General features: G+C 71.4%; 11 protein-coding genes. 8 read left to right on the top strand and 3 right to left on the bottom strand.

Annotation, left to right across the window (positions count from 1 at the left end; all coding sequences use genetic code 11):
- Positions 1-10 precede the first annotated feature (10 nt).
- The 7 genes from nuoL (at position 11) to ACFVHI_RS30495 (ending at position 10,586) form a co-directional block, all read left to right on the top strand.
- A complete protein-coding gene (gene nuoL, locus ACFVHI_RS30525) occupies positions 11-1,906 on the top strand; it encodes an NADH-quinone oxidoreductase subunit L (protein WP_380344880.1) in 1,896 nt (631 codons plus the stop codon).
- A gap of 34 nt (positions 1,907-1,940) precedes the next feature.
- Positions 1,941-3,575: an NADH-quinone oxidoreductase subunit M gene (locus ACFVHI_RS30520; RefSeq protein WP_063348139.1), complete on the top strand. Its 1,635-nt coding sequence runs from the start codon at positions 1,941-1,943 to the stop codon at positions 3,573-3,575.
- Positions 3,576-3,586: 11 nt separating this feature from the next.
- On the top strand, positions 3,587-5,209 hold the full coding sequence (nuoN, locus tag ACFVHI_RS30515) for an NADH-quinone oxidoreductase subunit NuoN (RefSeq protein WP_380344906.1): 1,623 nt from the start codon (positions 3,587-3,589) through the stop codon (positions 5,207-5,209).
- A 303-nt stretch (positions 5,210-5,512) separates the two neighbouring features.
- Entirely contained in the window at positions 5,513-6,523 is a 1,011-nt protein-coding gene (locus tag ACFVHI_RS30510; protein WP_063351191.1) for a polyprenyl synthetase family protein, read from the top strand.
- Between the two features lie 115 nt (positions 6,524-6,638).
- Positions 6,639-7,301: a response regulator transcription factor gene (locus ACFVHI_RS30505; protein ID WP_063348138.1), complete on the top strand. Its 663-nt coding sequence runs from the start codon at positions 6,639-6,641 to the stop codon at positions 7,299-7,301.
- A gap of 235 nt (positions 7,302-7,536) precedes the next feature.
- Complete coding sequence (locus ACFVHI_RS30500; RefSeq protein ID WP_079135682.1) at positions 7,537-9,534, top strand: 2-oxoacid:acceptor oxidoreductase subunit alpha; 1,998 nt, start codon at positions 7,537-7,539, stop codon at positions 9,532-9,534.
- Positions 9,531-10,586: a 2-oxoacid:ferredoxin oxidoreductase subunit beta gene (locus tag ACFVHI_RS30495; protein ID WP_380344876.1), complete on the top strand. Its 1,056-nt coding sequence runs from the start codon at positions 9,531-9,533 to the stop codon at positions 10,584-10,586. Before ACFVHI_RS30500 ends, ACFVHI_RS30495 begins: the two co-directional genes overlap by 4 nt.
- 96 nt (positions 10,587-10,682) lie before the next feature.
- Here ACFVHI_RS30495 and ACFVHI_RS30490 read toward each other — a convergent pair whose 3' ends face one another.
- The 3 genes from ACFVHI_RS30490 to ACFVHI_RS30480 all read right to left on the bottom strand — a co-directional run bounded on the left by ACFVHI_RS30490 (position 10,683) and on the right by ACFVHI_RS30480 (position 13,251).
- Entirely contained in the window at positions 10,683-11,063 is a 381-nt protein-coding gene (locus ACFVHI_RS30490) for a VOC family protein (RefSeq protein ID WP_063348135.1), read from the bottom strand.
- A 189-nt stretch (positions 11,064-11,252) separates the two neighbouring features.
- The gene (locus tag ACFVHI_RS30485) at positions 11,253-12,905 is read right to left on the bottom strand and encodes an LCP family protein (protein WP_380344874.1); all 1,653 of its coding nucleotides are present in this window, start codon (positions 12,903-12,905) and stop codon (positions 11,253-11,255) included.
- Entirely contained in the window at positions 12,898-13,251 is a 354-nt protein-coding gene (locus ACFVHI_RS30480) for a DUF6542 domain-containing protein (RefSeq protein WP_063348134.1), read from the bottom strand. Before ACFVHI_RS30480 ends, ACFVHI_RS30485 begins: the two co-directional genes overlap by 8 nt.
- A gap of 535 nt (positions 13,252-13,786) precedes the next feature.
- Here ACFVHI_RS30480 and ACFVHI_RS30475 point away from each other — a divergent pair.
- Positions 13,787-14,428 (top strand): TetR/AcrR family transcriptional regulator, encoded by a 642-nt coding sequence (locus ACFVHI_RS30475; RefSeq protein ID WP_244293385.1) that lies wholly within the window; start codon positions 13,787-13,789, stop codon positions 14,426-14,428.
- Positions 14,429-14,645 lie beyond the last annotated feature (217 nt).

The raw sequence follows: 14,645 nt of genomic DNA, 5'->3' as shown, positions 1-14,645 counted from the left end.
GAGGGCCTCGGTGAACTCTCTCATTCCGCTGCTGGTGGCGGCCCCGCTGGCCGGCGCCGCCCTGCTCCTGCTCGGCGGCCGCGCGCTGGACCGCTTCGGCCACTGGCTGGCCACCGCCCTCGCGGCGCTCTCGTTCGGTTTCGGCCTGGCGCTGTTCTGGGACATGCTGGGCCGCGAGGCCGAGCACCGGGCCGTCACCCAGTACCTGTTCAGCTGGATCCCGGTGAACGGGTTCCAGGCCGACATGTCGTTCCGGCTCGACCAGTTGTCGATGACCTTCGTCCTGCTGATCACCGGCGTCGGCACGCTGATCCACCTGTACTCGGTGGGCTACATGGCGCACGACGAGCGCCGGCGCCGCTTCTTCGCGTACCTGAACCTGTTCCTGGCCGCCATGCTGCTGCTGGTGGTCGCCGACAACTACCTGCTGCTGTACTTCGGTTGGGAGGGCGTGGGCCTCGCCTCGTACCTGCTGATCGGTTTCTGGCAGCACAAGCCGAGCGCGGCGACGGCGGCGAAGAAGGCGTTCATCGTCAACCGGGTCGGTGACCTGGGCCTGTCGATCGCGATCATGCTGATGTTCACCGAGTTCGGCTCCTTCGCCTTCCAACCGGTCTTCGGCGGGGCGGCGCAGGCGAGCGAGGGCAAGCTGACGGCGATCGGCCTGATGCTGCTGCTGGCGGCCTGCGGCAAGTCGGCGCAGGTGCCGCTGCAGTCCTGGCTGGGCGACGCGATGGAGGGCCCGACCCCGGTGTCGGCGCTGATCCACGCGGCCACCATGGTGACCGCCGGCGTCTACCTGATCACCCGCTCGTCGGCGATCTTCGACCTGGCGCCGGACGCGCAGACCGCCGTGGTGGTGGTCGGCGCGGTCACGCTGCTGTTCGGTGCGATCGTCGGTTGCGCGAAGGACGACATCAAGAAGGCGCTGGCCGGGTCGACGATGTCGCAGATCGGCTACATGGTGCTGGCGGCCGGGCTCGGCCCGATCGGCTACGCCTTCGCGATCATGCACCTGGTGACGCACGGCTTCTTCAAGGCCGGGCTGTTCCTCGGCGCCGGGTCGGTCATGCACGGCATGAACGACGAGGTGAACATGCGTCACTACGGCGGCCTGCGCAAGTTCATGCCGGTCACCTTCGTCACCTTCGGCCTCGGCTACCTGGCGATCATCGGCTTCCCCGGTCTGTCCGGCTTCTTCTCCAAGGACAAGATCATCGAGGCGGCCTTCGCCAAGGGCGGCACCGAGGGCTGGATCCTCGGCCTGTGCGCGCTGACCGGCGCCGCCGTCACCGCGTTCTACATGACCCGGGTGATGCTGCTGACCTTCTTCGGAGAGAAGCGCTGGCAGCCGGACGCCGAGGGCAATGCCCCGCACCCGCACGAGTCGCCGAAGACCATGACCATCCCGATGGTCCTGCTGTCCTTCGGCTCGGTCTTCGCGGGCGGGCTGTTCGCCTTCAACGACTCGTTCCTGACCTGGCTGGAGCCCGTCACCGGACACTCCGAGGGCAACTCGCCGCTCGCCCCGCTGGTGGTCACCGTGCTCACCACGGCCTGCATGCTGGCCGGCGTCCTCGTCTCGTACCTGATGTACGGGCGCTCCGCCGTCCCCGTGGTGGCGCCGGTCGGCTCCCCGCTCACCCGGGCCGCCCGCCGCGACCTGCTCCAGGACGACTTCAACCACGCCGTCCTGGTCCGCCCGGGCTCGGCGCTCACCGCGACGCTGGTCTACTTCGACAGCCGCGGCCTGGACGGCTTCGTCAACGGCCTGGCCGCCACCATCGGCGGGGTGTCCAGTCGGCTGCGGCGGATCCAGAACGGCTTCGTCCGCTCGTACGCGCTCTCCATGTTCGGCGGCACGCTGGTGCTGGTCGCCACGACTCTCCTGATGAGGTCCGTCTGATGACTCGCGCAGATTCCACGTGGGGGGTGCGGCCATGAGCGCGTTGTTGACCGCCACCTGTGCCGTCCCGGCGGCCGGCGCGGTGCTGACCGCCGCGCTGCCCGCCGGGTCGACCGAGCGCCGCCGCTCGACCACCAAGGCCGTCGCCCTGGGCGTCTCGGTCGTCACCCTGGTGCTGGCGGCCGTGGTGGCGACCCGCTTCGACCCGCACGGCGACCGCTACCAGCTGACCGAGTCGTACAGCTGGATCCGCTCCTTCGGCATCACCTTCTCGCTCGGCGTGGACGGCATCGGCGCCGTCCTCGCCCTGCTCACCGCCGTCCTGGTGCCGGTGGTGATGCTGGCCTCCTGGCACGACGCCGACCCGGGGCCGGCGGGCCCCGACGGCACCTTCGCCCCCGACACTTTTGAGGGCAGGCGCCGCACCCAGGGCTTCTTCGCCCTGATCCTGGCGGTGGAGGCGATGGTGGTCGTCTCCTTCTACGCCACCGACGTCTTCCTCTTCTACGTGTTCTTCGAAGCCATGCTGATCCCGATGTACTTCCTGATCGGCGGCTTCGGGGACCGGGCCGGCGGCCCCGACGCGGCGCGCCAGCGCTCGTACGCGGCCGTGAAGTTCCTGCTCTACAACCTGCTCGGCGGCCTGGTGATGCTGGCCGCCGTGATCGGCCTGTACGTGATCGCGCAGGACCAGGGCTTCGGCACCTTCGACCTCCAGACCCTCACCTCGGCGATCGCCGACGGCAAGCTGCAGCTGTCCGGCACCGCCGAGAAGGCGCTGTTCCTGGGCTTCTTCTTCGCCTTCGCGGTGAAGGCCCCGCTGTGGCCGCTGCACACCTGGCTGCCGAACGCGATGGGCGAGGCCACCGCCGGTACCGCCGTGCTGATCACCGCCGTGGTGGACAAGGTCGGCACCTTCGCGATGCTGCGTTTCTGCCTCGGGCTGTTCCCGCACGCCTCGAAGACCTTCGCCCCGGCGATCCTGGTCCTGTCGGTGATCGGGATCATCTACGGCGCGCTGCTGGCGGTCGGCCAGAAGGACATCAAGCGGCTGGTCGCCTACGCGTCGATCTCGCACTTCGGCTTCATCATCATGGGCATCTTCGCGCTGACCAGCCAGGGCCAGAGCGGCGCCACCCTCTACATGGTCAACCACGGCATCTCCACCGCCGCGTGGATGCTGGTGGCGGGCTTCCTGATCTCCCGTCGCGGTTCGCGGCTGATCGCCGACTACGGCGGGGTGCAGAAGGTCGCGCCGGTGCTCGCCGGGACGTTCCTGGTCGGCGGTCTGGCGACCCTGTCGCTGCCCGGGCTGGCCCCGTTCGTCAGTGAGTTCCTGGTGCTGGTGGGCACGTTCACCCGCTATCCGGCGATCGGCATCGTGGCGACCTTCGGCATCGTGCTGGCCGCGCTGTACGCCCTGCTGCTGTACCAGCGCACCATGACCGGCCCGGTGAAGGCCGGCGTCGGCGGGATGCCCGACCTCAAGGTCCGCGAACTGGCCGTGGTCGCCCCGCTGGTGGCGCTGACCATCCTGCTCGGCGTCTACCCCAAGCCGCTCACCGACCTGGTCAACCCCTCGGTGAACGCGACGCTCTCGCAGGTCCACGAGACCGACCCGGCGCCGGCCCACCCGGTCGCCGCCACCTCAGGAGGTGAGCAGAAGTGAGCACCACCGGCATGCTCGCCGCCGCCGGCGGCAACACCGCCAGCATCCCGGCGCCGCACCTGGAGTACGGCCAGCTCTCCCCGATGCTGGTGGTGTTCGGCGCCGCCGTGGCCGGCATCCTGGTGGAGGCCTTCGTGCCCCGCCGGTACCGGCACTGGACGCAGGTGTCGCTCGCCCTGGCCGGGCTGATCGGCTCCTTCGTCGCCGTGGTGGTGCTGGCCTCCCAGGGCTTCGGCTCCACCCGGGTCGACCTGCTGGCCATGGAGTCGGTCGCGCTGGACGGCCCGGCGCTGTTCCTGCAAGGCGTGATCCTGCTGGTCGCCGTCGTCGCGGTGCTCACCTACGCCGAACGGAAGCTGGAGCCCAAGGCGGGCGGCCTGCCCGCCGACGCCTTCGCGGCCCAGGCCGCCGCCACCCCCGGCGGCGAGCAGGAGCGGGCCGCGGTCCGGGCCGGCTTCGCCACCAGCGAGGTCTTCCCGCTCACCATGTTCGCGGTCGGCGGGATGCTGCTGTTCCCCGCGGCCAACGACCTGCTGACGATGTTCGTGGCGCTGGAGGTCTTCTCCCTCCCGCTGTACCTGCTCTGCGCGCTGGCCCGGCGCCGCCGGCTGCTCTCCCAGGAGGCGGCCGTCAAGTACTTCCTGCTGGGCGCCTTCGCCTCGGCGTTCTTCCTGTTTGGCACCGCGCTGCTGTACGGCTACGCGGGCAGCGTGAAGCTCGGCGACATCTCGGACGTGATCTCCGGCAAGGCGATGACCACCCCGGCGCAGCTGAGCAGCACCCAGAGTGACACGCTGCTGCTGATCGGCCTGGCGATGCTCGCGGTCGGCCTGCTGTTCAAGGTCGGCGCGGTGCCGTTCCACTCCTGGACCCCGGACGTGTACCAGGGCGCGCCGACCCCGGTGACCGGTTTCATGGCGGCGGCGACGAAGGTCGCGGCCTTCGGGGCGTTCCTGCGGCTGTTCTACGTGGCCTTCCCGGGCCTGCGGCTGGACTGGCGGCCGGTGCTGTGGGGGGTGGCGATCCTCACCATGGTGGTGGGCGCGGTGCTGGCGGTCACCCAGCAGGACGTCAAGCGGCTGTTGGCGTACTCCTCGATCGCGCACGCCGGGTTCATCCTCACGGGCGTGATCGCCACCAACAAGCAGGGCCTGTCCTCGGTGCTGTTCTACCTGCTGTCGTACTCCTTCGTGACGCTCGGCGCGTTCGCCGTGGTCACCCTGGTGCGCGACTCCAAGGGCGAGGCGACCCACCTGTCCAGCTGGGCCGGGCTGGGCCGGCGCTCGCCGCTGGTGGCGGCGGTGTTCGCGCTGTTCCTGCTGGCCTTCGCCGGGATCCCGCTGACCTCCGGGTTCACCGGGAAGTTCGCGGTGTTCCAGGCGGCGGCGGCCGGCGGGGCGACGCCGCTGGTGATCGTGGGTGTGCTGAGCTCGGCGGTGGCCGCGTTCTTCTACATCCGGGTCATCGTGCTGATGTTCTTCTCCGACCCGAAGCCGGGCGGCCCGACGGTGGCGATCCCGAGCGCCTTCACGGCGACCGCGATCGGGGTGGGGGTGCTGGTCACGCTGGGTCTCGGCCTGCTGCCGCAGTACTTCCTGGACCTGGCGTCGAAGGCCGCGCTGTTCGTCCGCTGACCGCTGCCGGGGCGGCGCCGCCGCCCCGGGCCCGTCCGGGCCGCGCCCTCGGCGCGCGGTCCGGACGCGCGTTTGCCGCCGGCCTGCCGGCGCAGGGGCTCCGGCCCGTGTTTTCCAGCTGAATTCGCCCCCACCGCAGTACTGCCCCCACAGCCGCCCTGACCAGGGCATCCGGCCCGATCATGACAGGATCCGCACGCCCGTGCAGTGATCCACTCGTGACCGGATACCCTGCCTGTATGGCCAGCGGCGGCACTCAGGGACCAGGCCGCTAGATCGACCAGGGACAGAGGAGTGGTCTTCGTGACCGTCGTGGGACCCTTCGGGCTCAGCGTGCAGGACCGCGACCTGACCCGGGACGTTCAGGCCGGACTGGACGCGGTGGAGACGGCTCTCGCCGAGGCTGTCAAGAGCGACGTCCCGTTCATCACCATCACCGCCAGTCACCTCATCGAGGCCGGCGGCAAGCGCTTCCGCCCGCTGCTGCTGCTGCTGGCGGCGCAGTTCGGCGACCCGGGGGCGCCCGGCGTGGTGCCGGCCGCCGTCGTCGTCGAGCTCACCCACCTGGCGACCCTGTACCACGACGACGTCATGGACGAGGCCCCGGTGCGCCGCGGCGCCCCCAGCGCCAACTCCCGCTGGGACAACTCGGTGGCCATCCTCACCGGCGACTTCCTGTTCTCCCGCGCCTCCCAGGTGCTCGCCGACCTCGGCCCCGAGGCGGTGCGGATGCAGGCCGACGCCTTCGAGCGGCTGGTCACCGGCCAGATCCTGGAGACCCGCGGCCCCGGCCCGGACGGCGACCCGCTGCTGCACTACCTCGACGTGCTGGCCGGCAAGACCGGTTCGCTGATCGCGGTCTCCTGCCGGATAGGAGCACTGATGGCCGGCGCCGAGTCGTGGATGGTGGACACCCTCAGCGAGTTCGGCGAGCGGATCGGCATCGCCTTCCAGCTGGCCGACGACGTGCTGGACATCGCCAGCGACGGCCAGGAGTCCGGCAAGACGCCCGGCACCGACCTGCGCGAGGGCGTGCCGACCCTGCCGACCCTGCTGCTGGAGCAGATGCCGGCCGACCCCGCCGACCCGGCCGACACCCGGCTGCGCGAACTGCTCACCCTGGACCTCGCCGACGACGAACTGCACGCCGAGGCGCTGCGGCTGCTGCGCCGCCACCCCGCGCTGGAGCGCGCCCGCCGGGAGACGCTGCGCCAGGCCGAGGACGCCCGGGCGCTGCTCGCCCCGCTGCCGGACTGCGCGGCGAAGGCGGCCCTGGAGGGGCTCTGCGACGCGGTGGCGATCCGGACCATGTGACCGGGGCGCGGCGGGCGGCGGCCCCCGGCCGGCGGATCCGCGGATGGCGGGTCGGGTGGTTGCCCGGATGGGGGAGACTGGCCTCTGTCAGCTCAGCCCTGCCGGGAAGGTCACCATGCGCCGTGTCGTCATAGCCGAGGACTCCGTACTGCTGCGGGAGGGTCTGACCCGGCTGCTCACCGACCGGGGCCTGGAGGTCGTGGCGGGTGTCGGGGACGGCGCCGCTCTGGTGAAGACCATCCACGACCTGGCCGCGGCCGGGCAGCTGCCGGACGTCGTGGTCTCCGACGTGCGGATGCCGCCGAGCCACACCGACGAGGGCCTGCGTGCCTGCGTCGAGCTGCGCGGTCGCTACCCGGAGCTGAACGTGCTGGTGCTGTCGCAGTTCGTGGAGGAGCGGTACGCCTCCGAGCTGCTGGCGGGTTCGACCCGGGGCGTCGGCTACCTGCTGAAGGACCGGGTCGCGGAGGTGCGCGAGTTCGCGGACGCGGTGGTCCGGGTCGCCGACGGCGGCACCGCGCTGGACCCGGAGGTGGTGCAGCAACTCCTCAGCCGCAGCCGCAAGGGCGATGTGCTGGCCAACCTCACCCCGCGCGAGCGGGAGGTGCTCGGGCTGATGGCGGAGGGCCGCACCAACAGCGCGGTGGCCAAGCAGCTGGTGGTCTCGGACGGCGCGGTGGAGAAGCACGTCAGCAACATCTTCCTGAAGCTGGGCCTGGCGCAGAGCCCGGAGGACCACCGCCGGGTGCTGGCGGTGCTCACCTACCTCAACTCGTAGCCGGCCGGGCGGCTCGGAGGCAGGGGCCGGGGGAGCGGTCGTCGGACGCGGAATGATCTCCGGCGGTCGGACGTTGTACCCCGTGTGCGGTTCGGGCGCGGGCCGGTGTTTTCCCGCCGCACGTGGGAGTTCCGTCCGGGATCAAGTGCCCGCGCATAGGATGCGGGAGGTGCACCAAGCGGACGGGGCACGGGGCCGCGCCCGCGGTGGTGTGCCCTCGAGGAGGTCCGCGGCAGTGACCAGTCAGGTCGATCAGTCAGAGGCAGTGGACGGCTCGGACGGCGACGGTGGTCGTTCCGGGAGTGGTGACGGACGCCCCGGTGCGGCCGTGCCCGCCGATCCAACGGCCCCGGGAGGTTCGCCGCCGAGGCACGGCAAGCCGATTCGCCGACTCGACCGGGTGATCATCCGTTTCGCCGGCGACTCGGGTGACGGCATGCAGCTCACCGGTGACCGGTTCACCTCGGAGACGGCGTCGTTCGGCAACGACCTCTCCACGCTGCCGAACTTCCCGGCCGAGATCCGGGCGCCCGCCGGGACGCTGCCGGGCGTGTCGAGCTTCCAACTGCACTTCGCGGACCACGACATCCTCACCCCGGGGGACGCGCCGAACGTGCTGGTGGCGATGAACCCGGCGGCGCTGAAGGCGAACCTGGAGGACCTGCCGCGCGGCGCGCAGATCATCGTCAACACGGACGAGTTCACCAAGCGCGCGCTGGCGAAGGTCGGTTACGCGGCGGATCCGCTGGCCGACGGCTCGCTGGAGGGCTACCACCTGCACAAGGTGCCGCTGACGACGCTGACCCTGGAGGCGTTGAAGGACAGCGGGCTGGCGCGCAAGGACGCCGAGCGGGCCAAGAACATGTTCGCGCTGGGGATGCTGTCCTGGATGTACCACCGCCCCACCCACGGGACGGAGACCTTCCTGCGCAGCAAGTTCGCGAAGAAGCCGCAGATCGCCGAGGCGAACATCAGCGCGTTCAAGGCGGGTTGGAACTTCGGCGAGACCACGGAGACCTTCGCGGTCTCCTACGAGGTGCCGCCGGCGAAGCTCCCGGCCGGGCGCTACCGCAACATCTCGGGGAACCTGGCGCTCTCCTACGGCCTGATCGCCGCCGCGCAGCGCTCGGGGCTGCCGCTGTACCTGGGCTCGTACCCGATCACGCCGGCCTCGGACATCCTGCACGAGCTGAGCCGGCACAAGAACTTCGGGGTCCGCACCTTCCAGGCCGAGGACGAGATCGCCGGGATCGGCGCCGCGCTCGGCGCGTCCTTCGGCGGCGCGCTGGGCGTGACGACGACCTCGGGCCCCGGGGTGGCGCTGAAGAGCGAGACGATCGGCCTGGCGGTGTCGCTGGAACTGCCGCTGCTGGTCGTGGACATCCAGCGCGGCGGCCCCTCCACCGGCCTGCCGACCAAGACGGAGCAGGCGGACCTGCTGCAGGCGATGTTCGGGCGCAACGGCGAGGCGCCGGTGCCGATCGTCGCCCCGGCGACGCCGGCCGAGTGCTTCGACGCGGCGCTGGAGGCGGCGCGGATCGCGGTGACGTACCGGACGCCGGTGTTCCTGCTCTCGGACGGCTATCTGGCGAACGGCTCGGAGCCGTGGCGGATCCCGGAGGTGGACGAACTCCCGCTGATCAGCCCGGACTTCGCGACCGGTCCGAACCGCGAGGACGGCTCGTTCTGGCCCTACCTGCGGGATCCGAAGACCCTGGCCAGGCCGTGGGCGCTGCCCGGCACGCCGGGGCTGGAGCACCGGATCGGCGGGATCGAGAAGCAGGACGGGACGGGGAACATCTCCTACGACCCGGCGAACCACGACTTCATGGTCCGCACCCGGCAGGCGAAGATCGACGGGATCGCCGTCCCCGACGTGGAGGTCGACGACCCGAGCGGCGAGGCGCGGGTGCTGGTGCTCGGCTGGGGTTCGACGTACGGGCCGATCACCGCGGCCGTGCGGCGGGTGCGGGCGGACGGCGGGGAGGTCGCCCAGGCGCACCTGCGCCACCTGAACCCCTTCCCGGCCAACCTGGGTGCGGTGCTCAGGAGTTACGAGAAGGTCGTCGTGCCGGAGATGAACCTCGGCCAGCTCGCGCTGCTGTTGCGGGCGAAGTACCTGGTGGACGCGGAGTCCTACAACCAGGTGCGTGGACTGCCGTTCAAGGCGGCACAGTTGGCTGACGTGCTGTCGGCGGCGATCGGCACCCTGGACGAGGAGGACCACCGATGAGCGAGAACGGCTTCCCCTCCCTGCGCCTGGTGCCCAAGGCCGAAGAACCGCAGAGCGCACGGGACTTCAAGACCGACCAGGAGGTGCGCTGGTGCCCCGGCTGCGGGGACTACGCCGTCCTGGCGGCGGTGCAGGGCTTCATGCCGGAGCTCGGCATCAAGCGCGAGAACACCGTGTTCGTCTCCGGGATCGGCTGTTCCTCGCGCTTCCCGTACTACATGAACACCTACGGGGTGCACTCGATCCACGGGCGCGCGCCGGCGATCGCGACCGGGCTGGCGTCCGCGCGGCAGGACCTGAGCGTGTGGGTGGTGACCGGGGACGGCGACGCGCTGTCCATCGGCGGCAACCACCTGATCCACGCGCTGCGGCGCAACGTCAATCTGAAGATCCTGCTGTTCAACAACCGGATCTACGGCCTGACCAAGGGCCAGTACTCGCCGACCAGCGAGCTGGGCAAGATCACCAAGTCGACGCCGATGGGCTCGCTGGACGCGCCGTTCAACCCGCTCTCGCTGGCGATCGGCGCCGAGGCGTCCTTCGTCGCCCGGACGATCGACTCGGACCGCCAGCACCTGCAGTCGGTGCTGCGGGCGGCGGCCGCGCACGAGGGCACCGCGCTGGTGGAGATCTACCAGAACTGCAACATCTTCAACGACGGTGCGTTCGAGGCCTTGAAGCAGCCCGGCACCCGGGACGAGGCGCTGATCCGGCTGGAGCACGGCCAGCCGATCCGCTTCGGCGCGGACCTGGCCGGCGGCGTGTTCCGCGGCCCGGACGGCGAGCTGTTCACCGCCCCGGTGACGGCGGACAACGAGGCGCAGGTGCTGGTCCACGACGCGCACGCGGCCAACCCGACGGCGGCCTTCGCGCTGTCCCGGATCGCCGACGCCGACACCCTGCACCACACCCCGATCGGTGTCCTGCGCGATGTGCGGCGGCCTGTCTACGACGAGCTGATGGCGGGGCAGTTGGCGGCCGCGCAGGCCGATCGCGGGCCGGGCGACCTGGCCGCGCTGCTGGCGGGCGGCGACACCTGGACGGTGGACTGACCGGTCCGGCCTGGTCCGGTCACCGCGGCGCCCCCTCGGCCATCGGCCGAGGGGGCGCCGTCGCTTCGGGCGCGCGGTCACTGCTCGGGCGCGTGGTTACTGCTTGGCCCACTCGACCAGTTCGATCACGACCCCGTTCGGGTCGGTGACCTGGAACAGCTTCTCGCCCCACGGCTCCTCGCGCAGCGGCAGGGTGATCTCGACCCCTTCGCCGCGCAGCCGCCGCTCCTCGCCGGTGAGGTCCTCGACGACGAACGCCAGGATGACGCCGGACGCGGTCCGGTCGCGCTGGCCCTCGGGCAGCACCTCCAGGCCGCGTCGCAGGCAGACGACGTTGACCCCGCCGCCGGGGTGCTGGAGCGAGACGAAGCCGTCGGCCGACATCTCCTCGGTGTAGCCGAAGTGCCGCTGGAGGAAAGCGGCGGAGGCGGTGACGTCCTCGACGGTCAGGGCGAGGGTGGTGGTGGTGATCTGCATGGCGGAGCCCTCTCGTCGGCGCGAGCGCGCGGTTATCCCGTACGCAGTACACTATACATAGTACGGAGAATTGCGCGAGGGATGTGCGGCCTGGGCCCGGACGCGGGGGAAGGCGCGGGGAAAAGCCGTAGGGAGGCTCCCGGGTGGGAGCCTCCCTACGGCTCGGTGCGGTGCGTCAGGTGCGGTGTGTCAGAAGACGCAGGGGATGCCGCCGTCGCTCTGGGCGTCGACCGACGGGCCCTGCACGGGCAGGTTGGCCGCCGGGTCGGACGGGGAGCCGGTCGCGCCGCCGCCCGGCGCTGCGGCGCCGGTCTTGTCGTCGGTAGCGCCGGTGAAGCCGGTGCCGAGGGTGACGACCACCCGGTCGGCGGGGGCCGACGCGGACTCCGTGGCGGTGACGCCGTAGCGGGCGGCGATCTGGTCGGCCGCCTCCTTGGCGCCCTTGCCGTAGGCCACGGTGGTGGTCTTGGGCTTCGCGGCGGCGCTGCCGGTCTTGCCCGCCTTGAAGCCCATCGCGACCAGGGCCTTGGACTCGGCGGTGGAGGAGACCCCGGCGGCCGTGGAGGCGTTGAAGACGTCCACGGTGGTGGGGGCGGCGGCCTTGGTGGTGGGCGGCGGGGTCGTGGCCGGCGCGGAGGAGGCCGCCGGGGTGGGCGTGTCGCCCGCCGCGTCGGGGGCGGCCGGGGCGGAGTCGGCGTAGCCGAAGATCTGCTTGACGACCTTCTGGAGCTTCGCGGGGGTGACGAGGTTGACGTCCTGGCCGTTGCGGGTGCCGAAGCCGTCGAAGGTCAGGGTGTTGAACTCGACGTTGCCGCCGGTGAGGTTGGGGGCCTGCTGGGCGAAGTCGAGGACGTTCCACTCGTTGTCGATGACCAGGTCCTTCTGCACCACGCCGAACAGCTGCTGCAGCTTGCCGAGGTCGCTGATGACGCCGTCCTGCTTGAGCTTGTGCACGACGGAGGAGATGAAGGCCTGCTGGCGGTGGGTGCGGGCGAAGTCGCCGCTGTTGCCGTCCGGGCCGTCCAGGTTGTGGCGCTGGCGGACGAAGGAGAGCGCCTGGGAGGCGTTGAGCTTGTTGATGCCCTTGTGGAAGTCGGCGCCGGAGCCCTGGCCCTCCATGGCCGGGTCCTTGGTGTCGTGGGTGAGGCAGACCTCGATCGGCTCGACGGCCTTGGCGATGTCGTAGAAGCCCATCAGGTTGACCTCGGCTATGTGGTCGACGGGCTGGTCGAGGAACTTCTGCACGGTCTGGATGGTGGCCGCCCGGCCGGCGTCGCGGCCGGCCTTCTCCAGGTCCGCGCCCTTGAGTCCCTTCGCCTGGAGGGCCGGGGTGGCCTTCTCCTTGGCCTCGCCGTAGGCCTCCTTGATCTTGCGCATGCCGGCCTGCTTGCCGTCCCCGGTGTAGGTCATGACGTAGTCGTCACGGGGGATGGAGACGGCCTGCGCCTTGCCGCCGCCGGCGGGGATGTGCAGCAGGATCAGGGAGTTGGTGTTGTAGCCGCCGATGTCGGAGCTGTGGCCGGCGTGCAGTTCGTCCTGGACGAACTCCGGCGGCAGGTCCGTCCCGTCCATGTTCTTGCGGCTGTCGAGGCCGATCAGCAGGATGTTGACCGAGTTGTCGAGGTGCTTGGGCGCGTTCTTCTTGGTCTCGGCGATGGCGTTGGAGGTGGTCATCCCGTCGGTGAGGGACGTCACCCCGTACCAGACCACCCCGCTGGCGGCGAACACCGCCAGGGCGACCGAGCAGGCCAGCGTCCGGCCCGCGATCAGCAGGGGGGAGGTGCGGCGGGTCGGGGGCGCGGCGGTGCGGCCGCCGTCCCGGGTCTGCGGGTTCTCAGCCATGGTCCCTCCTCCGGTCCCGGACCAGCCGGACCACGATCACCAGGGCGGCCGTTGCGACGGCCGCGGCCATCACGGGAAAGTCGTGGACCACCCACTTCGCGGAGCCGGTGGCCAGGTTCTTGCCCTGGTAGGCGTCGCCGTTGGCCAGCAGTTCCGCGCCGGCCGTCACCCCCAGGACCAGCAGCGGGGAGGCGGCGAGGACCCACCACCAGCCGTTGCGGCTGCTGAGTGCGGCCGCCAGGCCGGTGCCGAGCACGGCGCCCACCAGGAAGGCCGTCCCCATGCCGGGGCCGGAGAGCTCGTCGATCCCGGCGCCTGCCGCCGGCAGCCCCACGGCCAGGGCCACGGGCAGGGCCGCTCCGCCGGGGAAGGGGCGGGGGCGGGCGGGGGCCTTGTTCGCCCGCCGGCGGGCTCCCTGGTCGGAGGTGCGCCCCGGCGTCCGCTGGTCGGTCGTCCGCCCCGGTGCCTGCCGGCCGGTCGTCCGCTGGCCGGTCGTCCGTTGGTCGGTCGTCCGCGCCTGCGTCTCCTGGCCGGGCGTTCGCCCGCGTGCCTCTTGGTTGGACGTCCGTCCTCGCCGCCCCGCCACGCACTCACCCCCGGTGTTCCCGTGCTCTGCGCCCCTGTGGCGCCTGCGCCCGGTCCTCGTGTGATGAGCCGTTGTGCGCTGCCACTTCTGGACGCTGCTGTTCGGCCGGCCGGTTCCCGCGCTCGGCTTCCGTTTTCCGGTCGGGGGCAGGCGTGCTGTTGAATTCCCTCTACACGGGTGTAGAGGTTGTAGGCAGCATAGAGCACCCTTGTTCGATGGCAACCCGGCTCAGGCGGGCTCGGGAGACACTACACCGGGCAGTTTTCGAGAGCCCCGGTAGATGAGGAGTGGCGCCGTGGCGGCGACGGGCGGAGCGGGACGGCCGGAGAAGCGCAAGGCGATCACGCGGGCCGCGACGGCGGTGTTCGGGCGCGAGGGCTATGTCCGAGCCAGCATGGACGCGATCGCGGCGGAGGCCGGGGTGTCCAAGCGCACGGTCTACAACCACTTCGCCGACAAGGAGACCCTCTTCCTCTCCGTCGCACTCCAGGACTCGGCCGAACTGACCGAGGTCATACGCGAGTTGATGGACAAGTACCTCGACCGGGTGGTGGACCTGCGCCAGGACCTCACCGACTTCGCGGTCGAACGGGCCCGGGCCGTCCTCTCGGCCGGGGATCGCGGCGCGCTCGGCCGGGCCATCCGCGCCGAGGTCGCCAACATCCCGGCCGACGTCCTGGAGGCGTGGCTGGAGGCCGGCCCGATCGCCTCGCAGCGCGACCTCGCGCAGCGGTTCGAGGCGATCGCGGACCGAGGCCTGCTGGCCGTCGACGACGCCCCGCAGACCGCCGAGCAGTTCACGCTGCTGACCTTCCACGGCGTCGCCGAGCGCTCGTTCTGGGGCGCCCTGCCAGTGTCGGACGAGGAGCTCGCCCGGATCTCGGCGCTCGGTGTCGACGCCTTCCTGCGGATCCACCGGGTGCCCGCGGTGCGGTGACGGCGCGGGTGCCGGTGGCGCGGTGACGGCGGGCGCCGGAGCGTGAGACGCCCGCGGCACGGTGACGGCGGAAGCCTGACCGTGACACGCCGCCGGGGAGGGGTCCGGCGGCGCGTCACGGGGCCCACTCGTGGGGGGGCACGTCGATGACCGGCCCGCCCACCAACCCCCCCGCCCGCCCCGGGGTGGCGGGGGTGGCGTATTCACAAATACGAGC

The organism is Kitasatospora sp. NPDC127121, from assembly GCF_042677305.1.
Classification (GTDB): Bacteria; Actinomycetota; Actinomycetes; order Streptomycetales; family Streptomycetaceae; genus Kitasatospora.
This window is presented reverse-complemented; position numbering and strand designations above follow the sequence as displayed.